The sequence below is a fragment of the Pragia fontium genome (genome assembly GCF_900638655.1).
GTDB lineage: Bacteria > Pseudomonadota > Gammaproteobacteria > Enterobacterales > Enterobacteriaceae > Pragia > Pragia fontium.
The window spans coordinates 1741917-1766349 of the sequence record NZ_LR134531.1; the positions used below are offsets into that span (position 1 = coordinate 1741917).

Sequence of the window (24433 nt, forward strand, 5' to 3'; positions counted from 1 at the left end):
AGGGAGAATAAGGTTATGGATAATGCGTTTATTATTTTTTCCGGCACCGTATCAAACTTAGTGGTAATAGAGCATGAGAGTAACGTTTTTAGCGATGAGAAAAACCGCCGGCTAGGGGCTTTAGCCACGTTGGGACTAGCGGCGATAGGGGAAAGTGGTTCGGCGGCGACCTCATTACAACATGCAAGCGGTGGTGATATTAAACTTCAGCTATTTCGCTGTGAAGTCGATGGAAAAATAGTATACGGCTGCTTCTCTCGCGTATTTTTTGCCGATGGTGAACAGGTTGATATTGTTGCTGAACCACAGGAAGACGGCGGCTTTTATGCTTATTCAGTACGACGACCGATAGATCATCGGCTATGGTTGCCATTTTACTGTGAGAGGGGGGCTAAAGCTCATAAAAGGGCTAATGTCTCGATGGCAATAAATTTTTCTTTTCTAGTTATGTTTATTACAACTATTATTCTTGTCATTGCAATATCATTAAATGATGAAGAATACCCAATAGAGTTGATTGGTATATTTATTTTATGTGGGATATTTTTATTTTTATTTCTATTTCTCATAGTTTTTAGTCTGTTAAAAGGTTTTACTGGCCATAGTCAATTGGCCGAAAAAATTTTTATAACGTTAGGTTATAAAAATCCAGCATTGTTGGATATGAATAAAGAAAACGCTCAATTTATTAAAGACTGTAAAGAGCACGGTGAGTTTTATTATGTGCCGGACACTAAACAGTACCAACAAATATTAGTTGCCCCCTGCGTTTATCATTACCGAATCGCGCCAGAAGTTCCGGAAAAATTTAAATTAAAAGAGTGATATCAACGAGTAACTTTTAGCGATGAGTAGAGCTCACCATGTAATAACAATAAGAAAGATGGAAGGGAGAATAAGGTTATGGATAACGCGTTTATTGTTTTTTCCGGTACCGTATCAAACTTAGTGGTAATAGAGCATGAGAGTAACGTTTTTAGCGATGAGAAAAACCGCCGATTAGGGGCATTAGCCACGCTGGGACTAGCGGCGATAGGGGAAAGTGGTTCGGCGGCGACCTCATTACAACATGCAAGCGCTGGTGATATTAAACTTCAGCTATTTCGCTGTGAAATAGCGGGAAAAACAGTATATGGCTGTTTCTCTCGCATATTTTTTGCCGATGGTGAGCAGGTTGATATTGTTGCTGAGCCACAGGAAGACGGCGGTTTTTATGCTTATTCAGTACGGCGGCCTATAGATCATCGACTATGGCTACCTTTTTATTGTGAAAGGGGGACCAAAGCGCATAGAAAATCCAATATAATGATGGCTAATATACTTCCTTCTATAACAATATTTATGGGGGTTATAATGATGATGTATGAAGTATTGTTTGGTGGTAATGATATCGATTTTTTATTAAAATTTATTGGGTTGTTTTTAGTGTGTGCTGCAATTTCATATCTGTTTCTATTTCTCGTTTGTTATAGTCTTTTAAAAGGTTTTACTGGCCATAGTCAATTGGCCGAAAAAATTTTTATAACGTTAGGTTATAAAAATCCAGCCTTGTTGGATATGAATAAAGAAAATGCCCAATTTATTAAAGACTGTAAAGAGCACGGTGAGTTTTATTATGTGCCGGATACTAAACAGTACCAACAAATATTAGTTGCCCCCTGCGTTTATCATTACCGAATCGCGCCAGAAGTTCCGGAAAAATTTAAATTAAAAGAGTGAGATCAACGAGTAACTTTTAGCGGTGAGTAGAGTTCACGATGTAATAACAATAAGAAAGACGGAAGGGAGAATAAGGTTATGGATAATGCGTTTATTGTTTTTTCCGGCACCGTATCAAACTTAGTGGTAATAGAGCATGAGAGTAACGTTTTTAGCGATGAGAAAAACCGCCGATTAGGGGCTTTAGCTACGCTGGGACTAGCGGCGATAGGGGAAAGTGGTTCGGCGGCGACCTCATTACAACATACAAGCGGCGGTGATATTAAGCTTCAGCTATTTCGCTGTGAAATAGCGGGAAAAACAGTATACGGCTGCTTCTCTCGCGTATTTTTTGCCGATGGTGAGCAGGTTGATATTGTTGCCGAGCCACAGGAAGACGGCGGTTTTTATGCTTATTCAGTACGACGACCGATAGATCATAGACTATGGCTACCTTTTTATTGTGAAAGGGGGACTAAAGCTCATAAAAAATCCAATATGATTATGGCATCCTGGCTTCCTGCGATAACAATATTTATTGGATTTTTTATGATAATATATAAGCTGATTTCAGCTGATCGTAGTATGGATATTATATTCAAAGTTATTGGTATTTTTTTTGTGGTTAGTATAATTTTGTTCTTATTTTTATTTTGTGTTTTGTATAGTCTTTTAAACGGTTTTACGAGGCATAGTCAATTAGCAGAAAAAATTTTTATAACATTAGGTTATAAAAATTCCGAATTACTTGATATGAATAAAGAAAACGCTAAATTTATTAAAGACTGTAAAGAGTACGGTGAATTTTATTATGTGCCGGATACTAAACAGTACCAACAAATATTAGTTGCCCCCTGCGTTTATCATTACCGAATCGCGCCAGAAGTTCCGGAAAAATTTAAATTAAAAGAGTGATATCAACGAGTAACTTTTAGCGGTGAGTAGAGTTCACCATGTAATAACAATAAGAGGACGGAAGGGAGAATAAGGTTATGGATAACGCGTTTATTGTTTTTTCCGGTACCGTATCAAACTTAGTGGTAATAGAGCATGAGAGTAACGTTTTTAGCGATGAGAAAAACCGCCGATTAGGGGCATTAGCCACGTTGGGACTAGCGGCGATAGGGGAAAGTGGTTCGGCGGCGACCTCATTACAACATGCAAGCGGCGGTGATATTAAGCTTCAACTATTTCGCTGTGAAATAGCGGAAAAAACAGTATATGGCTGCTTCTCTCGCGTATTCTTTGCCGATGGTGAGCAGGTTGATATTGTTGCCGAGCCACAGGACGACGGCGGTTTTTATGCTTATTCAGTACGACGGCCAATAGATCATCGACTATGGCTACCTTTTTATTGTGAGAGGGGAACTAGAGCGTGTAAAAAGGCGAATATGTCTATCGCTATATGGGGAGCATCTATAGTATCTCTTTTAAGTTTATTCATTGCAATATATGGTGTTCTCTCTGTAGAAATAGAAAAAGATTTATATTTTTCATTAAAGTATATTGCAGCTGTAATTATAGGTAATATATTTTTATTTTTATTTTTATTTGGTGTTTTGTATAGTCTTTTAAACGGTTTTACGAGGTATAGTCAATTAGCAGAAAAAATTTTTATAACATTAGGTTATAAAAACCCCGAATTACTTGATATGAATAAAGAAAATGCTCAATTTATCAAAGACTGTAAAGAGCACGGTGAATTTTATTATGTGCGGGATACTAAACAGTACCAACAAATATTAGTTGCCCCCTGTGTTTATCATTATCGAATCGCGCCAGAAGTTCCGGAAAAATTTAAATTAAAGCAGTGATACTAATGAGTAAATTTTAGCGGTGAGTAGAGTTCACGATGTTATAACAATAAGAAAGACGGAAGGGAAAATAAGGTTATGGATAACGCGTTTATTGTTTTTTCCGGCACCGTATCAAACTTAGTGGTAATAGAGCATGAGAGTAACGTTTTTAGCGATGAGAAAAACCGCCGATTAGGGGCTTTAGGCACATTGGGACTAGCGGCGATAGGGGAAAGTGGTTCGGCGGCGACCTCATTACAACATGCAAGCGGCGGTGATATTAAGCTTCAGCTATTTCGCTGTGAAATAGCGGGAAAAACAGTATACGGCTGCTTCTCTCGCGTATTTTTTGCCGATGGTGAACAGGTTGATATTGTTGCCGAGCCACAGGACGACGGCGGTTTTTATGCTTATTCAGTACGACGGCCAATAGATCATCGACTATGGCTACCTTTTTATTGTGAGAGGGGAACTAGAGCGTGTAAAAAGGCGAATATGTCTATCGCTATATGGGGAGCATCTATAGTATCTCTTTTAAGTTTATTCATTGCAATATATGGTGTTCTCTCTGTAGAAATAGAAAAAGATTTATATTTTTCATTAAAGTATATTGCAGCTGTAATTATAGGTAATATATTTTTATTTTTATTTTTATTTGGTGTTTTGTATAGTCTTTTAAACGGTTTTACGAGGTATAGTCAATTAGCAGAAAAAATTTTTATAACATTAGGTTATAAAAACCCCGAATTACTTGATATGAATAAAGAAAATGCTCAATTTATCAAAGACTGTAAAGAGCACGGTGAATTTTATTATGTGCGGGATACTAAACAGTACCAACAAATATTAGTTGCCCCCTGTGTTTATCATTATCGAATCGCGCCAGAAGTTCCGGAAAAATTTAAATTAAAGCAGTGATACTAATGAGTAAATTTTAGCGGTGAGTAGAGTTCACGATGTTATAACAATAAGAAAGACGGAAGGGAAAATAAGGTTATGGATAACGCGTTTATTGTTTTTTCCGGCACCGTATCAAACTTAGTGGTAATAGAGCATGAGAGTAACGTTTTTAGCGATGAGAAAAACCGCCGATTAGGGGCTTTAGGCACATTGGGACTAGCGGCGATAGGGGAAAGTGGTTCGGCGGCGACCTCATTACAACATGCAAGCGGCGGTGATATTAAGCTTCAGCTATTTCGCTGTGAAATAGCGGGAAAAACAGTATACGGCTGCTTCTCTCGCGTATTTTTTGCCGATGGTGAACAGGTTGATATTGTTGCCGAGCTACAGGAAGACGGCAGTTTTTATGCTTATTCAATACGACGTCCGATAGATCATCGACTATGGTTACCTTTTTATTGTGAACGAGGAAGTAAGGCGCATAAAAAAGCAAATATATCTATCGCAACTAAAATATCTTTAGGGGCTATCATACTTATATCTATTTTTTTTATTATTATAATGTTATTGGATAACAATGGGGACTCTATAAAAGTAGAAGACTTAATAAGTATGATCTTTTTTGCTTTTATTCCTAGTTTATTGTTTTTATTTTTATTTTTGTTTTGTGTTTTATACAGTCTTTTAAAAGGCTTGGCAGGTTATAGTCAACTGGCAGAGAAAATATTTCTCACCCTAGGTTATAAAAACCCTGAATTACTTGATATGAATAAAGAAAATGCCCAATTTATCAAAGACTGTAAAGAGCACGGTGAGTTTTATTATGTGCCGGATACTAAACAGTACCAACAAATATTAGTTGCCCCCTGTGTTTATCATTATCGAATCGCGCCAGAAGTTCCGGAAAAATTCAAACTAAAAGAAAGATAGAAACCATCCTTGTTAATTGATAAAACGATATTATTTATTTTTATTAAAACCAAAATAAAACCTTATATATTTTATTAAATAATAAACAATCACACGGCTTTAAAAATAAACCGACTCAATACTTAAATTCTTATTTAAATAAAGGGAATTCCAAATGTCTAAAGGCGTTATTCGTTTAGGCGATCGTACTTCGCATGGCGGTACGGTTATTACTGCGACATCAACCGCGGTCATGGATGGGAAGAAAATTGCGCTGGTTGGCGATTTAGTTGATTGCCCGCAAACCGGACATGGGGTGAATCCTATTATTGAAGGTTCTTCAGGTTGGGTTTCTGACGGTAAACAAGTTGCCGTCGACGGCTGCCGTACCGCCTGTGGATGTACTTTGATTACCAGCTTACCAACGGTTTCAATAGGGTAATAATTATTATGTCCTGGCCTAAGCCCATTATTATATCGGAAGATAAATTAAAGACGCCTAATTTAAAGCGCTGGTTTATTGTTTTGATGGCTATTTTGGTTATTTCAGCCTTGCTGATTTTTTTATTAAAACCGAAACAGTCAACATCGGAGGAGATTATTTCTTATCTGGCGATTTTAATCGTCGAGATTGTTATTTGGGCATTGCTGTTTAGCTGGCGAATGTATAGCCATGGTCTGGAAGTTGACCGTTTTGAGTCATGGGAACAAGAAAAGCAACTGATCGACTTAAGGTGGAATAACTGGGCAAGCCGTCATTTGGTTGTTTTAAGTAGCCATACCATGATGCCGGAAGGGAAATCGGCCAAAGCTTTTTTAGCCCAATCACAAGATATGGCGGTTAATTCGCATCAGGCTATTGCGCTGGAGTTTTATCAAGATGAGCGACTGGGAAACCGGCAGCAGCAGGCCATTTCTGAAATGCTGTTTGCACAGTTTTCCGCCTTATCGGCTTTACCTGTCGATCGCAAGATCAAAGTAGAAATCTTCAATGCCAATAATGTATTTAATCCGGTAAAAGACGATTTTCAGGCCGCCTGGAAGCAATTGGGGATCCCTCATAAAACTGAAGTAGAGGTCAGGCGAGCCGCTGATTTATCCGCCATTGAACACTGGATTGATAATCCGGATAGCCAGATTAAATTACTGATTATTTTACAACTGGAAGATTTACACAGTAATACGGCTTTTACCGCATCAGAGTTTGCCTGTGCTTTTTTATTGGCCAGTGAACAACAGGTTGAAGCCCTTGAACTAACGCCTAGAGCTCAAGTACTCAGACCGATGTTATCTGATAGTGACTCCGCCCATGACGATCTCAAGCAAATGCATGAGGTACAGCGTGAAATGGAGAGTACCCATCATCTGTGGCTGACCGGATTTCAGGGGAAATCTGAATCGAATATTGTGGCCTGCTTATCTGAATTAAAACTCGATTTACGTCATGAACAAGAGAAAAGCGGAACCTACTATATCGATCTATACCACGGATTACCGGGAAAACTGAATGGCTGGCTCGGTCTGTCTTTAGCCGTTGCGGCAGTGCAGCAAACCGGTGAAACGCAGTTGGCCGCGTCGAATATAAATAATCAAATCGCCTTTAATCTGATACAGCCCATACAGGACAAGCAACAAAAGGAACAAGCATGAAGAATAAATGGAGGACCTGGGGGTTAATTATCGGCACCCTGATCGTCGCAGTGGCGATTTTTGCCGTACTGTATTTCTTTGGCGATCGGTTGGGTTGGGAGACCTGGGGAGAAAAAGGCACTATCTGGTTGCTGTCGATGTTGGTTATTTTCGGATTTTCGATGATACCGATGATCGTCACTAGTCTGAATAATGCTTATTCAAACCTCAAGGCGAACAATAAAAAACTTAATCCCGCCGAACCGAAAAAAGAGATCGAACTGAAAGTGGTTACCGGACTTGACGCCATGCGCGATCAACTCCGCCACCGCTACGGCTTTTTCTGGCGGCGTAAACTGCGCTGGCTACTAGTGACCGGCGAAACGGCGGAAGTAGAGCAGGTCGCCCCCGGGTTAATCACTCAGGGTTGGCAGTTGGGTAACGATGCGCTGTTGATTTGGGGCGGTTCGACCAAGGCAGCGTTGGATGAGAACTGGCTTAAACAGCTGAAAAAGCTACGCTGGCGTAAACCGATCGACGCACAGGTGTGGGTCGTGGCCGCCGATTATTATGCCCCCACCAAAGAGCAAAAAGCGCTACAGGATAAGACGCTGTGGCAGATGCACTCCCGCAATAAGCTGATGGGTTGGGCTGCGCCGCTCTATTTATTAGATATACGCAGAACTCAGTGGCAGCAGTCCGAACAGGAAGAGCAGCCGGTGGGCACGTTATTTCCGGGTAAACCGCATTCAGACACGTTAATTAATCTGCTGTCTTCGGTTGTGAAGCAAACCACTGATTTGGGGATGACGCAGGTGATGATTAATCATCAGCATGCGTTCCTGCTTCAATTGGCGCAGGATCTGGAACAGCGCGACATTCCTCGTTTGCGCGGCTGGTTACCGACATTCCTGACGGCGCAGGGGGGTAATCAACTGCGTGGTTTGTTGTTTACCCCGCAAGTTAATCGGGCTGAAACGCTGGCCGATCACGCCTTTCAACCCACATCGACCTGGCAGGCGATTATTGATGATAGTCGCGTAGCCAAAGGGCATGGCGTGGGAATGCAGTGGTTGAACAGTGCTACGCTGGCTGCGTTAAGCGTGATTATTCTGTTTAGTCTGGGTTGTATTATTTCTTATATCGGCAACCGTGGGCTGATCGCATCGGCGGAAAATTTAGCTCGGCAGAGCAATGATTTTAGCGTCAGTATGACCGAACGCTTGACCCGCCAGCAGGCGTTTAAGCAGCAGTTATCTCAGTTGCAGTATCGCACTGAATACGGCAGCCCATGGTATTTACGCTTTGGCTTGAACCAGAACGATCGCTTACTGACCTCGTTATGGCCCTATTATCATCAGGCTAACCAACAAAATATTCAGCTACCGCTGGTCAATAATCTAACTAATGAACTGGAGCAGTTGGTTCAGATGTCGCCGAATAATCCAGAGCGGGCGACGTTGGCAAAGCAGGGCTACGATCGCCTGAAAGCCTATCTGATGATGTCACGTCCCGATCGGGTGGATGCCCCATTACTGGGGAATATACTGATTGAGAATACTAAGCAGGCACCGGACACGGTATCCGCTGGCGTATGGCAGAGTATCGGTCCGGAACTGATGCAGTTTTACGCCAATAACCTGTCACGTCACCCTGACTGGGCGATTAAATCAGATAAAAGTCTGGTTACCGATGCCCGTCAGGTGCTGATCAATCAGGTTGGTATGCAGAATGCTGAAACCGCGATCTATCAGGGCATTTTGAAGCGTGTTGCACAGAACTACGGCAGTCTTTCACTCGAGCAGGTACTGAATGGTATCGATAGTCGAACCTTGTTTAATACCACCGAAGAAGTGCCTGGTATTTTTACCCGTGCAGCCTGGGAAGGCATGGTGGAGAAAGAGATTGAGCGCGCCGCTAAAAATCGTCGCGAAGAGATCGACTGGGTACTGACCGATAGCGGTAAGCAGTTGAACAGTGAAATTTCACCGGAGAAGCTGAAACAGCGCTTAACCGAACGCTACTTTACCGATTACAGCGCCGCCTGGTTAAATTTCTTAAACAGCATCAGTTGGCAGCGGGCAGAGTCTATTTCTGACGTGATTGACCAGCTCACGCTAGTCTCTGACGTTCGTCAGTCACCGCTGATTGCCCTGATGAATACCGTGAAATATCAGGGACAGACGGCGCAAAAAGGCCGAGCGCTTTCGGATACCTTGGTTAAATCGGCTCAGGAAGTGTTTGGCAGCAAAGCGAAAAAACTGGAGGCTATTCCGGTTGATGACAGTATTCCCGTTGGCCCATTAGACGGCACCTTTGGCCCGCTGCTGCGTCTGGTTCAGGGCGGTGCTCAGGAGAACGGCGATTCGCTGAATTTACAAACCTACTTAACCCGGGTTACTCGAGTTCGCCTTAAGCTCCAGCAGGTGACCAGTGCCCCGGATCCGCAGGCGATGACGCAGGCATTGGCTAAAACGGTGTTTGAAGGTAAAGCCATCGATCTGACGGATACCCGCGACTATGGCAGCCTGATTGCGGCCAGTATGGGGGAAGAGTGGTCTGGCTTTGGTAATAACCTATTTGTCCAGCCATTGGAGCAGGCGTGGCAGGCGGTATTGGAGCCTGCGGCGATGAGCTTCAACAGCGCATGGCGTGAAAGCATTGCCGACCCATGGAATCGGGCGTTTAACGGTCGATATCCGTTTAGAGCGACCGGCAATGATGCTTCTTTACCGGAGCTTGGCCGTTTTTTACGTCCGGATAGCGGCATGATTGAGCGTTTTGTTACCACCCAACTGGCCGGTATCCTGCATAAACAGGGGGATATTTGGGTAGCGGATCCGATGAACTCTCAGGGACTGACGTTTAACCCGCAGTTTATCCATGCCCTTAATCAGTTAAGTAAAGTGTCAGGCATGCTGTATGCCAATGGTGATGCGGCGATGAGCTTTGAGCTGATGGCTCGCCCAAGCCGGGATGTGGTTAAAACCGAACTGCTGTTGGATGGTGAAAGCTTGGTTTACTTTAACCAAATGGAAATCTGGAAAACCATGAACTGGCCGGGAGAAACCTACTCCCCCGGTGCACAGCTTAGCTGGAGCACCGCTGAAACCGGACTGCGTCTTTATGATAGTGCTAAGGGCAGTTGGGGCTGGGTGCGTTTATTGGATCAGGCCAGCGTAACTCAACTGGACAGCAGTCGTTATCGACTTGAGTGGAAAGCGGAAGATGGTAAAAGCCTGAACTATATTTTGCGCGCACAGACTTATGCCGGGCCGCTGGAACTATTAAAGCTAAGAGGCTTTGTTTTACCTTCTAACGTGTTTGTTACCAGCCGGAGTCCGGCATCGGCGAAGCCAGAGCCGGTTATTTCGCAATATCAAACCGAACAAGGGAACACGTCAAATAAGCCAAAGAAAGCACAACCGCAAAAAATTATCGGTAATCCGGTTTCTACCGAAGATGCCTCAACCGTACCGCCGGTCAGAAAGAAGAGCAAAGCTGAAACGCCAGCGGAAACGGCTAACGCGGAAGTTGTAGAACAAGGGAGCGCCGATAGCGCCGAGGCACAAGCCAGTAGTAAGCCCATTACACGAATGAGAAGAATTGAACACGATGCTAACTAATTTACTACAAACGCTGTTCGGTCAGCGCAACCCGCAGGAAGGGGTTAACAAGCGCATTAAGCAACACTGGCAGGCTTGGCTGGAGCCGATTGATGGCGATAGCCCGACGGGAGAAGATCCGGGGTATGACGATGACTTTCTGCTTATCAAGGAAGAAATCGCCAAGCTATCGGGCATTGATGCCGCTCTGATTATTGAACTGAGTGAAGGGCTGCTGTATGAGCGCAGTAAGGATCTGCGAGTGGCTTCCTATTACGCTTGGGCTCGCCTCAGAGGGGAGGGAATTAGAGGCTTAGCGGATGGTTTGGAGCTGATGGCGGGTTTGGTTGCTCGTTACGATTTGGATCTGTTTCCGAAACGTGCCGAAAGCAAAAAACTGGCCATAGAATGGCTGGCCAGCGCAAAATTTACCGACCTGTTAGAAACGCAAACCACGTTTCAACATGATGAGCTGGAGCGAGCCATTTCAGCGCTGGCGCTGATGATGAAATACACCGGGCAGTGGCCAGAGGCGCTTCAGCCAGATTTACGGGCGCTTATTCGTCTGTTTGAAACTCGGCTGGAAAATCCGCATCCGGCACCTTTGCCGTCGGCGCCGGCTGCGCCAATATCCGCAAATCAAGCGCCGTCGGCGCTGAAAGTTAAAAATGAGCCAGTGAATTCGCTGAGAGAAGTGTTGGATCAGGCGCGCCAGATGGCGACTTTTCTGCGTGAAAAGCCCGATGGCTATTTAGCGGCAGCGCGAATGCTGCGTAGCGTGAGATGGGATACGGTTAACGCTTTGCCTCCTCACGATGTGCAATATGCTACCCGGTTGGTGGCGCCGCGGGTCGAGCTGAAACAACATTTAAACCGGCTGTGGCTACAGCAAAACTGGCTGGAATTATTAGAACAGGTTGAGCGAGCGTTTTCCGAAGCGGCTAATCATTTCTGGTTTGATCTCCAGCGTTATGCCTGCGATGCCATGCTTAACGCCGGTTCGCCCTACAGTGAATGGCAGGAAATTTGTCTGACTGACGTGGCGCTGATGTTAGATCGTCTGAAAGGGATTGAGCGACTGACCTACAGTGACGGTACACCGTTTGCCGATGATGATACGCTGGCTTGGATCGCCTCGTCTGCCACCATGCGTCATTTGGATGAAGGTGAAGCGCTGGCACCGCTTCCGGTTGACGGGGGGAATAATTGGGGCGAAATAGAGCAGCAGTCAATGGAAATCGCCGGGCGTGATGGTCTGGAAGCAGCCTTTAACTGGATATACAGCTTGCCGGATATGCAGACCGATCGTCAGCGTTATTTACAGCGTATGTTGTTGGCGCGAGTGGCAGAACATCAGGGGCAGCGTGATGTGGCGATTCGGCTACTGAAGGCGCTGAATGAGCGCGTTGAGGGGTATCGGTTATTGGGCTGGGAACCGGATTTGGTGTTTGAAGTAAAAGCCCGATTATTGAAACTGATTCAACATAAGAGCCAGCTAAAAGACGCGGATAAAGACGGATTAGGCAAAGAGGCAGAGGCGCTGCTTAGCGAGCTGACGGCACTGCATCCCGCCAGGGCGTTGACGTTTTAGAGGTAGGAAAGGACGACAGAACTTAGCGATGGAGGGCGACAGGCCTAGATCTCCTACGGGCAATTATGAGACACCTCCATGTGTCTCACCCTCTGGGCTAGCGCTAGCGCTGTTCAAATTTGTTCCTGACAAATTTGTCGGCAGCTTTTGCTGCTAAGACCCCCACGGAGATCTCTCCTGTCGTTTGGCAATTTAGAGGCCTTTGTCAGCAGGATATTAATCAGAGGGGGAGGGTTATATTGGGCCTGCCCCCACCTAAGCTAAATACTCATGCTCTTTTGGCTGAACACCATGACTAACTTAAACCCGTTACTCCAATTCATCATAATCACATTGAATCGATATTCAGTGAATAATAACGCTCGTTAAAACGGGCTACGGACATCTTAATAATGGACGATTTGATTAAACGCTATTACGAAGCAGAAATGCGCTATTTGCGTGAGGCGGGCAAAGAATTTGCTCAGGTTCACCCCGATCGCGCAGGCATGCTAAATCTTGACCGAGTAGGGGATCGCGATCCCTACGTTGAACGTTTGTTTGAAGGCTTTGCTTTTTTGATGGGGCGATTACGCCAGAAGCTGGATGATGATCTGCCGGAACTGACCGAAGGTGTGGTGAGTTTACTGTGGCCGCATTATCTGCGGATTATTCCATCGTTATCCATTGTTGAGCTGTTTCCTGACCATAATATTCTGGCGCGTAAAGAAGTGGTCGAGGCGGGATTTGGCGTACAAACTGGGCCGGTGGGGCCATCGCAGACCCGTTGTAAATATCAAACTACGCAAACTGTAGAGTTGCAGCCGCTGAAGGTGAGTAAAGCCGGTGTGCGCAGCCATCAGGATGGGCGTTCGGTTATCTATATTCGCTTTGATTTTGGTCCGATGGCAGACTGGAAGCAGATGGATATCTCAAACTTGCGTCTGTATCTCAATGCCGATACGCCAGTGGCGTCAGCGTTGTATCGGTCAATGGTGCATCAAGTCGCCTCAATGAACATTCGTTTTCCCGGTTATCAAGACGGTGCGACTCAACCGTTTAACGGCAAGATTACCCCTGCGGGGTTTGCTGATGATGAACGACTGTGGTTAAAGCCGGACAATGCATTTGGCGGTTATCAGCTACTGCTGGAATATTTCACCTTTCGTGAAAAATTTATGTTTCTCGATCTGGCCGGGTTAGACCTTAACCGTATGCCGGAAGGGAGTAGTGCCTTTGAGCTTGAGTTGATCCTTAATGAGGTTTGGGCTGACGATCTGCCGTTTAGCGCGGAAAATATCCGTTTGCACTGTTCTCCGGTGATCAACCTGTTCCCGTTGGAAGCGGACCCGGTTCGGGTCAATCAACTCGACAGCGAATACTTGCTGCGGCCATTGCTGCAACAGGATGGACATATTGAAATCTATTCGGTCGATGCAGTGCAGTCCATTAGCCGACAGGGGCGCGCGGTCTATGTTCCCTTTACCAGTTTCCGCCATCGCGGTGGCATGCTGCGCCACGACACACCAGAGCGTTATTATCATACGCGGGTCAGACGTGGTGCTTCCGGTTTACATGATACCTGGTTGATTCTCGGTGGTCAGGTATGGGAACGGGCGGAAGAAGTCTACGACGAAACCCTGTCTTTACGCATCACTGGCACCAATGGGATGCTGCCGCGTAAGGCATTACGTAACGCGTCGATTAATCAAATTAGCGATAGCCAAACTGGAGTGATTGCGGTGCGTAACTTGTGTGCGCCGACGCTGCCGTGCTATCCACCGGTGAACGACCGTTTTCATTGGCGGGTGTTGTCCCATTTAGCACCAAACTATCTGTCGTTGATGAATGCCGAAGTATTGCGCGGTACGTTGGCGCTGTATGACTGGACTGATAACGAACTAAATCGCCGTCGTTTGGAAGGTATTGTCGATGTGAAACACAAACCCATACGGCGGATGGCGAAAGGCATGCTGGAGCGCGGGGTTGAAATTGAAATAACCCTGAATGCTCATCAATTCCCCGGTGAAGGGGATATCTCATTGTTTGGTGAGCTGCTGCATCAGTTCTTTGCGCTGTATGCCGATCTGAATCTTTTTACCCGCCTGACGCTGGTGCTTTTACCTACAGGGAAACGTTTAACATGGAACGACAGCAAGACAGCTCGCTCTCCCCTTTGATGGAAGGACTGTTCCGGCAGGTTCCGCAGATGAACTTTTATCGGTTTTGTCAGTATCTGGAACAGCAATATCCGCACTTGCCGCCGCTGGGGAAAAGCGAAACCCCGGCTACCGATCCGGTGCGTTTTCGTCCGGTGCCGGAAATGGGTTTTCCTTCCAGCGAAATTAAGCGTGTGGAGTGGGATGATGAATATCCTGAACGTCCACCGACGGTACGCACCACGTTTCTGGGGCTGTATGGCGTGGATGCGGTGCTGCCCTATGCCTGGCTGGATGATATTGTTCAGCGTCAGGAAGGGCATGATGCGCTGGAAGCGTTTCTGGATATCTTTAACCACCGGGTGATGACTCAGTACTATCGAATCTGGTTAAAGTATTACTATCCGGCGGGTTTCCGTGCCGGGGGAACCGATCTGGTGTCCCAGTGTCTGTTAGGGCTGGCTGGATTTGGTATTGATGGTGCCAGCGAACAGATAGCTGCGCCGCCGTCACGCTTTTTGGCGCTTATGGGATTGATTACCCAGCGCACCCGTACCGGCGACGGATTACGCTGTGTGGTTAATCTATTGCTGCCGGGGGCAAAGGTCGATATTCAAGAGTTTTATCCTCAATGGGTCAATCTGGAATCACCGGCCAAACTGGATCGTTCGGACCCCATCAGCCTACAGCGCTGTGCGGTATTAGGCCGACGTCTTAAAGACAGCAACAGTACCGTCCATATCACTATCACGCCAACGGATCTTCAGCAGGCAACAGGGCTTTTACCGGGCGAGTCAATTCACACCGATTTGATGGCCTTATTGCGCGCCTATTTAGGTTATCGCTTTGATGCCAGCATGAATATGAAAGTGAAACGTTCGTTATTACCGAAAGCTCAGTTGGGCGAGTCCAGAGTACGCTTAGGGCTGACCGCGGTACTGGCAATGAAAAATACACAAAAACAACAGCAGGAAATCACCGTTAATCTTGGCCGCTATATGGGCTTAACGGGGCAACAGGGATAAGAAGGAATAATAATGAATAAACATAAAAACAGCCAGTTAACGCGAATGTTGAAAGGGATCGTCTTATTACTGGCGGGTGTAGTCCTTTCCGGCTGTGGTGCGATTCAATCCGCCAAGGAAGGAACGGTCAGCGTTGCCAAAGCAATTTTTGTTAAACAAATTCATATATTGCATTTGGATTTTGCCGCTCGCGCCCAGCTAAATCCCGGAGATGAAGAAGCGCCAGCCTCGTTGATGATCCGGGTATATCAATTAGGCAAAGTGGAGAACTTTGATAAGGCCACCTATCAGGAACTGCTGGAAGATGATTATAAAACGCTAAGTGTTGATCTGTTAGCCAGAAATGAAGTGGTGTTATATCCGGCGTCGGCGGTGTCGCTTGATGTACCCATGAATCAAGAAGCGGATTATGTCGGTATTGTGGCGCTGTTTCGTAAACCAGACCTGACTGAAGGCAGTTGGAAGGTCGTGATTAAGCGTAGTGAATTGGACGCTGATAAACCAAGGTTACTGATTGCCAACTATGATGCAATTGGTTTGGTTCCGCTGAAATAGGAACGGAAATTATGGGACCGTCACTGTATGAAACCCTGATGGGGAGCTTTAAGTCTGGTATTGATGTCGATGAAGTGAATGAACAGACGCAAACGATTTTAAGCGTCATGGATAATATCCAGCGCATTCTCAATAGCCGGGCGGGGGCGATTAAATATCTCCCCGATTACGGCTTACCTGACCTCAGCCTGATTTATCAGGAGCTACCTTCATCGGCCCACAGCCTGATGCGCGCTATTCAGCATACGCTGTTGAAGTATGAACCGCGCTTATATGCCGTCGAGCTCAGCCTTGAACCGGGTGATAAAGATATGATCCTCAGCTATCTGCTGACCTGCCACTTAAAAGAGATTGGGCTGGTGCGTTTTGGCACCTATTTTATGCCGGAAGGGCGGGCGGTTTTACGGCGGTTAACGGTAAGGTAATTAGCCGATATATAAGAATCAATGATCTATAAGGATATAAGATGAAAGATCAACTGATAAAAAAAGGTAAAGATCTACTGGATGAGCAGCTTCAGGCTTTCGGCCTGGGCGGCCTGGGCGGCCTATCAGGCGAGCAAGGTGCCGCCAGTAGTTTCTCTTCGCTGAATGATGGCTTAAACCGTTATCAGTTGGCTATTGATGGGTTGTCAACTTCACTGTCGGTATTAAGCGTTCAGGGGCGCGAGCACCTGAGCGAACCGTGGCAGTATGTGATCCAGTTTACCGCTCAGCACGGATTGACCATGGAGCAGGTACTGAGTGAGAAAGCGGTATTTGCGCTGGCGCCGGGTGGTGTCAGTAGCCTCGGTGGTGCGGCCGGTCAGTTGAGCAATCAGCTGATGTCGGCCTTTAATGCCTTTGGTGGCATGTTCAGCGATAAAATTGGTAGCGCTTTTAATGCGCCAGCCGGTGGTTTTTCCATTAATCGCGTTAGTCAGATAGCCAATAAAGGGCTGGGCATTGCCAATCAGGTGAGTTCGGCGGCGGGTAAGCTGGGCAGTATGGCCAATTCTGTTGGCGGTATGGCCAGTAAAGCCTCCGGTTTGCTGGGCGGAGTCGGGGGAGCGTTAGACAAAGTTGGTTCTGGTCTATCCTCTCTCTCTTCTGTCGGTGGCATGGTCAGTTCACTAACCGGTGGTGAAGGCGAATCCCGGGTATTGTATGGTGTAGTGACGGCTTTTAGTCAATTGTCCACTTCTGCCGATGAAGCCCGCTATGAAATCACCTTATCCCCACGACTGGCGCTGCTGGATAACACCCTGAACAGTGCCATCTACCAGAACCAAACCATCCCTCAGGTGGTAGAAGCAGTACTGCGCAATCATGAACTAACGGGCGTAGACTTTCGCTTTGAGCTCAATGAGAGCTATCCAACTAAAGAGTACATTACTCAGTGGCAGGAGAGCGATTTAGCCTTTATTCGCCGTCTGCTGGCGGACAGCGGTATCTGGTTTCGTTTTGAAAGCCATGCCAAACACAGTTGCGATGTGGTGGTGTTTGGCGATTCAGAACAGCAATATCAGGACGGCCCGACCGCCAGCTATCGTCAGCCATCGGGCAATAACGATAACGGTATCGAGTCGGTCTGGGAGATGTCGATTTCCCGCAAGACCGTGCCACAAAGCGTATTAACTCAAGATTATAACTACCGTAACGCCCAGACCGGAATGAAGTCTGAGGTCAACGGTGCCCAGAAAGATAACACCACCCGCGGTCGTCAGTATCTTTACGGCGAGCACTACCGGGATAAAGGCGAGGTTGTTGGCAGCGGCAATGCTCAGGATGACCTGTTAAGCCAGTTTAGTAATATGCTACCGGGCGGTCTGGGGGATATTCCCGGCGTCAGCCAGCTCAGTGGCGTTGCCGGTTCCGTGGGGGGCGCGGTCGGTGGTGTGACTGGTGCTGTTGGTTCAACGGTCAGTTCTGCTGCCAGTTCCGTGGGTTCAGCGGTTAGCGGTGCGGCACAACAGGTTGCAGGTCAGGCTAAAGGGGCGATAGATAGCGTCAGTGGTTCGCTGGGAGGATTAGCGGATAAAGGTGGCGAACTGCTTAATAGTTTGACTGGCGCAGGTGAAAACGGTAGCGGATCTGGTGCCGCAGAACCCGATGGGGTTGGTCAAGGGGCTTGGTATGCCCGCCTGCGTCATCAGCGTTTTATGACCGAGCAAATCACTATTCGCGGTAAAACCACTTTATCTCATCTGGCGCCAGGCCAGATATTAACCGTGACCGGCTCACCGATTAATGAAGCGGGCAGCGGTATTCTGATTGTTTCGGTGGAAAGTGCCGGTGACCGTCAGCAGGCCTATGTCATTAGCTTTACCGGTATACCTTACGATGTATTACGTCCTTATCGCCCGGAACGTTTAGCCTGGCCAACCATTAGCGGTACTTTACCGGCTCGGGTGACCAGCCCGGATAATGACACCTATGGCTATCTGGATGTGCAGGGACGTTATCGGGTGAAGATGGACTTCGACCTGAACGACTCATGGCGTAAAGGGGAAGAAAGCCTGTGGATGCGGCTGGCTAAGCCGTACGCCGGTGAAACTTATGGTATGCACTTTCCGTTAATCGATGGGACTGAAGTGGCCATCGCCTTTACTGAAGGGAATCCGGATCGGCCGTATATCGCCCATGGTATGCACGACTCACGTCATCCGGATTTAGTCACTGCCGCCAACCATAAACGCAACGTTATCCGCACCCCGGCCAATAACAAGCTACGGATGGATGACGAACGCGGCAAAGAACATATCAAAGTCGCCACCGAATACGGTAAAACCCAGCTTAATCTTGGTCATCTGGTGGATGGCGAGCGTAAGCAGCGTGGGGAAGGATTTGAACTACGCAGCGATGAATGGGGCGCAATTCGGGCGGATAAAGGGCTGTTTATCAGTGCTGACGGGCAACCTACGGCGCAGGGTGAGGTGCGCGAGATGGCTGCGGCGATGCAGTTGTTGGCAGAGGCTTACGCCCAGATGCAGGGATTAAATCATGCAGCGGAGCAGGCACAAGCGCTGGTGGCCGAAATCGAGGGGCAGAAAGCCCTGATAGAGCAACAGCTAAAGGATTTAACCGCCAGCGCGATACTGGTTAGTGCGCCGGACGGCATCGGTATTGTTAGCGGTGAGGATATGCAGTTGGCGGCATCGCGTAATGTCTATCTTACCGCCGGTAGCAACGCTGATATCGGCGTGGGCAAAAAGCTGACGATAGCGGCGGAAGATGCCATTAGTCTGTTTGCCCACCAGTCAGGGATGAAGCTGTTTGCGAATCAGGGCAAGGTCGAAATGCAGGCGCAGAATGATGCCATGCAACTGGCGGCCAAGCAGGATATGGAGATCGCCAGTGTGGATGGTAAGGTGATTATCAGCGCCAAAGATGAGCTGGTGCTGAACTGCGGTGGAGGGTATATCAAGTTAAAAGCGGGAGGGATTGAGTTGGGTTGTCCGAAGAATGTGGTGGTGAAGTCGATTGCGTTGCAGAAGATGGGAGCGTCGTCGTTATCCAGTGATAAAACATTAGCCGCTATATGTGGCTCAAAGCAGCAGCAGGCGGCAAACAAGGGTTCTGCTGTTGTTAAAAGGACTTAATGTATGTCTGATGTACTGATGTATTCCAATATCAATAAAAATATATTGAGTTCAATAACAAACTATGCTGATGCTAAAGGCTATAGAAAAGTGTTTTTTTTGATTGATACGATGGCTGGTTCTGTTCCTATTGGCAATTGGAAATTGGAGGCAGGCAATGACGGCTATTGGAATATCTCTGATTCCGCCAATCATGATGACAGCCCTTTGCAGTTACTTTGTTTTAATTTAGAGCAGCAAGATATTATTAAAAACCTTATTGTTACCGCAGAAGATGATAAACAGTGTAACGCAATTTGTGGTTGGTTGTTTAGCCATAAACATGGTGACGATCTTCAACGGCATTTATCAAATATATTATTGCTTAAGCATGATTCAGACGACTGGTTGTTTCGTTATTATGACCCAAGAGTTATGAGCCGACTTATTTCTATTTTATCTAATCATCAGATAGATAGTTTGTTAGGGGTTATTGATAGTTGGCATTTTTTAAATCGTTACAAGAATGAAGTCGTTATAGAGCACAGTGCAAGATATACCGTAGGGGATGATCTGATTAAGTTAAATCGAATGCAATGGATGAAAATCTCTAATATAGAATGGTTTAATTTGGTGCTGGATGCTTACAGTCAATTTAATCCAGCTCCGTTGACCTCTGCTCAGGAAAGTTTTCTGGATGCTGCATTAATTTATACTAATCAATTTAATATAACCGAAGGGCAGGATATTTTAGTTTTTGCCCAGTTTGGTTTGATTTATGGTCAAGGCATACTCGCTAATTTTGAAATTAAGAAAATGGTTAAACAAGCGGTAGAGAATAATAAGCCATTAATCGAATTTTTTTCAGAAAAGTCGGATGAATTTTGGATGACGATATAAAGGGACAATATCATGACACAAAAAACCAATAATGCAGCTTTACCGTCGGTGAGTAGTGTAAGTGCTCAGATATCGAGTAATTCATCCATCGCGCTTAATTCAGGGTGTAAGTCTTCCAAATACGATGCCGGAGGATGCCCGGCCTGTCAGAAAGAGGGCGATCTTTTCCTGTTGCCATTGCGCTATGCGGTGACCTGTAAAGAAGAGGGCTTTCCGGTATTACCTTTACCAAGCGGGGCTGAAGGGAAATTTAGCCCAATGCCGTTAAACTCATCTCATTATTGTACTCAAATGCTGAGGGAAGGTTATCTGTACGTTTTGGAGGAGAGAGAATCATTAACTCGGTGGCGAGGTTTTACGGTTAGTGCCGAGGGCTGCCTGTCTGAAGCCGAACCAGAATGTTTACCTGATACACCACCAAAATTTAATTGCGATGTGACAACTCATGGTGTTAACGCGGCCTGCATTAATTTCCAACATTCTGACCAGATTAATCTAATATCAATCGTTTTTAGCCCAGATAAAATAACCAAGTCGCGTTTGGATTACTATCAGGGTGAGGGAAAAACGGAATTACAATCGATAACGCCTGAACAGATAAAATTATCGGTGAATACATCGGATGAAAATCGATTAGATGTGATTAAGCCAGAAGATTTATTAGCATATGTTTTAGAGTTTTATTTGGCTGATTTCTCTAAAAAGAAATATGATCGGGGCGGACACATAGCAAAAAAATTTTATAACGCACAATTACTCATCGAAGAAGTCGAGAATATATCAGGAAAGCCCGTACCAAAGTTAGATAAGGAAAGTATTAATAAACCTTATAGCGATATGTTATTTAGCGTTCCGACCATTGATATGACAACTAGCCGCTATCCTAAATTAATTGAAGTGCTTAGTCAGCATAATGGTGCAGGCATTGTTATCAATGATGCTATTGGCATTACTCAGTCATTATCTGATTGGCGCAATAAAGTTTATGATGAGCAATTTAAAGACTGGTTTCAGGAAGTGGATAGCGAAGGCTATACCAATGAAGAAAAATATATTATTTTCCAGAAGTTACAAGACTTGAAAAATAGTTATCGGGAAAAGCGAATAGCGACAGCCACGAAAAGAAGTATCGAGCAAGCGAACCAGTCGATTGATGCCATGAGGGACGAAAATTATTTATTTACTGAAGAGATGGAAAAGCAGTATAGGGAAAAAGTAATTGCTTTTATACAGTCCGATACCCAACGAGTTTTATCTGGCGCTGAGAAAACGGCGGAGTTTAAGGCGGAGTTTGAAAATAAGTACTGGAGTCAGTTAAATAAACAGAAATTGGCCGAATTTGAAAGCGAACTGAATAAACGGACTGAAATGGCTAATCAGTATACGGTCTCAAGAGATAAAGACGTACTGTTATGGTTGCAATCCCAGCGTTTAATCAAACACTTAGATGTTTATGATCAGCAAGATATCAAACAAGGAATTCTGTTTTCTGAACAGGTCGGGCGCTGTTTTTTTGGTATTTCATCGAGTCCGCTATTAAGTGAAGCCTTAGATCGTTGGTGGACGGCGGATTTTTCAGATAACAGTAATTTATGCTGGCGAGCCTACTTATTTAATCAGAAAAAGGCAGAAAAATATCTCAACAATTATATCGCCTCTGCCTCTGCCTCTGCCTCTGCATCTGCATCCGAATCCGCATCCGAATCCTCCTCCGTAGACGATGATATTTCCGTGATTGCACTATTTAGAGGCGCAAGCCCGCATTTAGACTCCTTATTAACGCTTTTCGGTCAAGTCGATGACATGATTGAGCGGGGATATATTAGAAATCACCGTGTTGCGATGCTGGCCGTTATATTTGCCGATTTAGGCCGTGCATTCTTAAGAGGGGTTGCGACTAATCGCTTGGATAGACTGCTGGTTGGGAGGTTTACCAATATGATTATCGCTTCAATTGGCCAGAGGGCAATACAGCTTAATATTTTGGAGCAACTGGGACAGGGGGTTAATCAGGTAAATATCAATTTAGCAGAAAGAAAAGGAACCTATGCCCGAGGCTATGTTGAAACCAATTTAAGACGTGCGTTGGAGAATCCGGCAATAGGCAATTTTTACAAGGTTAGGTTGAATGGCGGATTAGCCATATTAGAAAGCGTAGTTTTGCTGAATTTGGTGGCATCGTTTAAGGCGGAAGGTAAAGATTATTTAGCCTTAACCGCAGGGGTGACTACTTTAAGCGCCACTGCTTTTAGCGTATATGCCAGCTATATTGAGCTGGCGTACGCTGAGAATTCGGTTATGGTCAGAAATAGCACCTGCTCTTATCTTGGGCGCTTCTCTTTTTGGGGGGGCACGCTGAATTTTATTGCCGGTGGGGCGTTGGCGATATCGGATTTTATTGATGCAAAAGATGCGATAAATAATGGTAATAATATATTATTCATTGGTTATTTAACCAGAGCTGTGGCTTTAGTTGCCTATACGGCTTTGCGCTATACCATCGCGATAGAGGCTTCAGCTGTTTGGTTAGAGTATATTAGCCAAACAGCACAAAGAAATATCAACAGGTTTCTATCCAGAGCATTGTTTAACTTTGCTACATCGAGCGTTATTCGGGCTAGCATACCTCGCATGTTAGTCTGGGTGCCTTATCTGGGAATTATTATTATCGTTGCTACTATTGGTATCTATATTTTTGAGCCTAACCAGTTGGAAAATTGGTTTAAGCGCTGTTGTTTTGGGCAGCGAGAGCTAAAAGATAAATACGCAGATATTGAGGAAGAAATGAGGACCTTATCCTTAGCCGTTGAGGAGTGTATTTAAATGTATTTAGTTGAATGGATACTGTGGCGTGAGTCGCTGGCGGATGAAGCCCGGCGCAAAGAGATTAATGAATTTGATAAACGCATGGGAAGTCTGGGGGGACGTTTACCCGCCCGGGTCATTAAAGCGGAATATACTCAGCCCTCGGTTAGTAACCACCCTCGGCCCTTTGGTCCCTATTATGCCTATAACGATCGTTTTATGGAAATTAGAGCGGGATTTATGGAGAATTATCGGGGGGTGATTACCGCATTTACTCTGCTTATATTAATTGGTTGTATAGGGCTAATGGTATATGGGCTATTTAATTTTTTCGATGAATTAATAAATAAGGAGCCTGATAAAACAGGTGAGTTATATTTTGTTATTGGCTATACATTATTATTATTTGGGGGCAGTAGCTATTTTTGTATCCGTTATGGACGCTATCTGAGTCGACTGGAAGTATTTACCTTAAGGCATATGCGTGTGCGTTTTAACCGAGTTACTCGTCAGGTATATATTCAACGGCCGGCCTATTGTGGTGGTAACCTGACTTTACGCTGGGACGATATTATTTGTGATGTCGCGGATGGGGGGCAGCCTGTATCTGGGGAGGAGGATACGGGAGGGATGGGATTACCCAATATTATCGTCTGGCATCCTTACCGTACTGGTTTACCGTTTGGAGTTATGATTTCCATCGGTAAAAAAATGATGAGTCAACAAGATTTATTGGACGAATGGGAATTTATTCGTCGCTATATGGAAGAAGGGCCGGCGAATCTACCAGTACCGCGCAAGGCGTCACTGCTGCCGCTGCCCTGGCATGGCTTTTCCGCCCATATGGAAACCGTCGGCAGCCTGTATCGTTTGACGCCGGGGATAATGAAGCTGCCGTTGGTGCTATTTCTTACGCCAGTGATGATCTTTTTGGGTATGGCCTACTGGGCGTCGGAACTGCTGTGCTGGCAGCCGCGCTGGCCTAAAGTGATCCGTCAGGCGGGATTACCCGGTATGCCGCTACCACCGTTAACTCAATTAACTGACTATCCGCCCGATATTCAGCAAAAGTTGCGGGATAACGCCAGCTACTGGGATATTGATAAAGAGAGTTCAGTGAGTACGGATGTAGAACCAGCAAAATAAAGAGACGCGGTGGCCGCTCTATTTTTGAATCAGGCTTATTGTGATAACGAGCAGTATCTATATTTTTGAGCCAAACCAGTTAGAAAGTTGGTTTAAGCGCTGTTGTTTTGGGCGGCGAGAGCTAAAAGATAAATACGCAGATATTGAGGAAGAAATGAGGACCTTATCCTTAGCCGT

At 45.6% G+C, this 24433-nt stretch carries 18 protein-coding genes; all 18 read left to right on the forward strand.

Features of this window, described 5'->3' with window-relative positions:
- Positions 1–15 precede the first annotated feature (15 nt).
- The 18 genes from EL341_RS07615 to EL341_RS07700 all read left to right on the forward strand — a co-directional run bounded on the left by EL341_RS07615 (position 16) and on the right by EL341_RS07700 (position 24256).
- Positions 16–825: a putative type VI secretion system effector gene (locus tag EL341_RS07615; protein WP_126467480.1), complete on the forward strand. Its 810-nt coding sequence runs from the start codon at positions 16–18 to the stop codon at positions 823–825.
- Positions 826–903: 78 nt separating this feature from the next.
- Positions 904–1719 carry a putative type VI secretion system effector gene (locus EL341_RS07620; RefSeq protein ID WP_126467482.1) on the forward strand — a complete coding sequence of 272 codons (816 nt, stop codon included), beginning with the start codon at positions 904–906 and terminating at the stop codon, positions 1717–1719.
- 78 nt (positions 1720–1797) lie between these two features.
- Positions 1798–2613 (forward strand): putative type VI secretion system effector, encoded by an 816-nt coding sequence (locus tag EL341_RS07625; protein WP_126467484.1) that lies wholly within the window; start codon positions 1798–1800, stop codon positions 2611–2613.
- A gap of 77 nt (positions 2614–2690) precedes the next feature.
- Positions 2691–3512 (forward strand): putative type VI secretion system effector, encoded by an 822-nt coding sequence (locus EL341_RS07630; RefSeq protein ID WP_114986534.1) that lies wholly within the window; start codon positions 2691–2693, stop codon positions 3510–3512.
- A 78-nt stretch (positions 3513–3590) separates the two neighbouring features.
- Complete coding sequence (locus tag EL341_RS07635; protein WP_126467485.1) at positions 3591–4412, forward strand: putative type VI secretion system effector; 822 nt, start codon at positions 3591–3593, stop codon at positions 4410–4412.
- Between the two features lie 78 nt (positions 4413–4490).
- A complete protein-coding gene (locus EL341_RS07640; RefSeq protein ID WP_126467487.1) occupies positions 4491–5324 on the forward strand; it encodes a putative type VI secretion system effector in 834 nt (277 codons plus the stop codon).
- A gap of 154 nt (positions 5325–5478) precedes the next feature.
- Positions 5479–5745, forward strand: a complete 267-nt coding sequence (locus EL341_RS07645; protein WP_047780843.1) for a PAAR domain-containing protein — start codon at positions 5479–5481, stop codon at positions 5743–5745.
- Between the two features lie 8 nt (positions 5746–5753).
- Positions 5754–6953: a hypothetical protein gene (locus EL341_RS07650; RefSeq protein ID WP_047780844.1), complete on the forward strand. Its 1200-nt coding sequence runs from the start codon at positions 5754–5756 to the stop codon at positions 6951–6953.
- Positions 6950–10558 carry an ImcF-related family protein gene (locus EL341_RS07655; protein WP_126467489.1) on the forward strand — a complete coding sequence of 1203 codons (3609 nt, stop codon included), beginning with the start codon at positions 6950–6952 and terminating at the stop codon, positions 10556–10558. The genes EL341_RS07650 and EL341_RS07655 overlap by 4 nt, the downstream gene beginning before the upstream one ends.
- Positions 10548–12128: a type VI secretion system protein TssA gene (tssA, locus tag EL341_RS07660; RefSeq protein WP_126467491.1), complete on the forward strand. Its 1581-nt coding sequence runs from the start codon at positions 10548–10550 to the stop codon at positions 12126–12128. The genes EL341_RS07655 and tssA overlap by 11 nt, the downstream gene beginning before the upstream one ends.
- Positions 12129–12520: 392 nt before the next feature.
- On the forward strand, positions 12521–14287 hold the full coding sequence (tssF, locus tag EL341_RS07665) for a type VI secretion system baseplate subunit TssF (protein ID WP_114986538.1): 1767 nt from the start codon (positions 12521–12523) through the stop codon (positions 14285–14287).
- Complete coding sequence (tssG, locus tag EL341_RS07670) at positions 14251–15291, forward strand: type VI secretion system baseplate subunit TssG (protein WP_047780847.1); 1041 nt, start codon at positions 14251–14253, stop codon at positions 15289–15291. Before tssF ends, tssG begins: the two co-directional genes overlap by 37 nt.
- 12 nt (positions 15292–15303) lie before the next feature.
- Positions 15304–15846: a type VI secretion system lipoprotein TssJ gene (tssJ, locus tag EL341_RS07675; protein WP_053007570.1), complete on the forward strand. Its 543-nt coding sequence runs from the start codon at positions 15304–15306 to the stop codon at positions 15844–15846.
- 11 nt (positions 15847–15857) lie between these two features.
- Positions 15858–16271 carry a type VI secretion system baseplate subunit TssE gene (tssE, locus tag EL341_RS07680; RefSeq protein WP_047780848.1) on the forward strand — a complete coding sequence of 138 codons (414 nt, stop codon included), beginning with the start codon at positions 15858–15860 and terminating at the stop codon, positions 16269–16271.
- A 41-nt stretch (positions 16272–16312) separates the two neighbouring features.
- A complete protein-coding gene (locus tag EL341_RS07685) occupies positions 16313–19426 on the forward strand; it encodes a type VI secretion system Vgr family protein (protein WP_126467493.1) in 3114 nt (1037 codons plus the stop codon).
- A gap of 3 nt (positions 19427–19429) precedes the next feature.
- A complete protein-coding gene (locus tag EL341_RS07690; protein WP_114986542.1) occupies positions 19430–20305 on the forward strand; it encodes a DUF4123 domain-containing protein in 876 nt (291 codons plus the stop codon).
- A gap of 12 nt (positions 20306–20317) precedes the next feature.
- On the forward strand, positions 20318–23128 hold the full coding sequence (locus EL341_RS07695) for a T6SS effector BTH_I2691 family protein (protein WP_126467495.1): 2811 nt from the start codon (positions 20318–20320) through the stop codon (positions 23126–23128).
- Positions 23129–24256, forward strand: coding sequence for a DUF6708 domain-containing protein (locus tag EL341_RS07700; RefSeq protein ID WP_126467497.1), 1128 nt, complete (start codon positions 23129–23131; stop codon positions 24254–24256).
- Positions 24257–24433 lie beyond the last annotated feature (177 nt).

Excerpts from the sequence above, each read along its gene's own strand:
- EL341_RS07615 (WP_126467480.1), top strand. The coding sequence starts at position 16 with ATGGATAATGCGTTTATTATTTTTTCCGGCACCGTATCAAACTTAGTG.
- EL341_RS07620 (WP_126467482.1), top strand. The coding sequence starts at position 904 with ATGGATAACGCGTTTATTGTTTTTTCCGGTACCGTATCAAACTTAGTG.
- EL341_RS07625 (WP_126467484.1), top strand. The coding sequence starts at position 1,798 with ATGGATAATGCGTTTATTGTTTTTTCCGGCACCGTATCAAACTTAGTG.
- EL341_RS07630 (WP_114986534.1), top strand. The coding sequence starts at position 2,691 with ATGGATAACGCGTTTATTGTTTTTTCCGGTACCGTATCAAACTTAGTG.
- EL341_RS07635 (WP_126467485.1), top strand. The coding sequence starts at position 3,591 with ATGGATAACGCGTTTATTGTTTTTTCCGGCACCGTATCAAACTTAGTG.
- EL341_RS07640 (WP_126467487.1), top strand. The coding sequence starts at position 4,491 with ATGGATAACGCGTTTATTGTTTTTTCCGGCACCGTATCAAACTTAGTG.
- EL341_RS07645 (WP_047780843.1), top strand. The coding sequence starts at position 5,479 with ATGTCTAAAGGCGTTATTCGTTTAGGCGATCGTACTTCGCATGGCGGT.
- EL341_RS07650 (WP_047780844.1), top strand. The coding sequence starts at position 5,754 with ATGTCCTGGCCTAAGCCCATTATTATATCGGAAGATAAATTAAAGACG.
- EL341_RS07655 (WP_126467489.1), top strand. The coding sequence starts at position 6,950 with ATGAAGAATAAATGGAGGACCTGGGGGTTAATTATCGGCACCCTGATC.
- tssA (WP_126467491.1), top strand. The coding sequence starts at position 10,548 with ATGCTAACTAATTTACTACAAACGCTGTTCGGTCAGCGCAACCCGCAG.
- tssF (WP_114986538.1), top strand. The coding sequence starts at position 12,521 with ATGGACGATTTGATTAAACGCTATTACGAAGCAGAAATGCGCTATTTG.
- tssG (WP_047780847.1), top strand. The coding sequence starts at position 14,251 with ATGGAACGACAGCAAGACAGCTCGCTCTCCCCTTTGATGGAAGGACTG.
- tssJ (WP_053007570.1), top strand. The coding sequence starts at position 15,304 with ATGAATAAACATAAAAACAGCCAGTTAACGCGAATGTTGAAAGGGATC.
- tssE (WP_047780848.1), top strand. The coding sequence starts at position 15,858 with ATGGGACCGTCACTGTATGAAACCCTGATGGGGAGCTTTAAGTCTGGT.
- EL341_RS07685 (WP_126467493.1), top strand. The coding sequence starts at position 16,313 with ATGAAAGATCAACTGATAAAAAAAGGTAAAGATCTACTGGATGAGCAG.
- EL341_RS07690 (WP_114986542.1), top strand. The coding sequence starts at position 19,430 with ATGTCTGATGTACTGATGTATTCCAATATCAATAAAAATATATTGAGT.
- EL341_RS07695 (WP_126467495.1), top strand. The coding sequence starts at position 20,318 with ATGACACAAAAAACCAATAATGCAGCTTTACCGTCGGTGAGTAGTGTA.
- EL341_RS07700 (WP_126467497.1), top strand. The coding sequence starts at position 23,129 with ATGTATTTAGTTGAATGGATACTGTGGCGTGAGTCGCTGGCGGATGAA.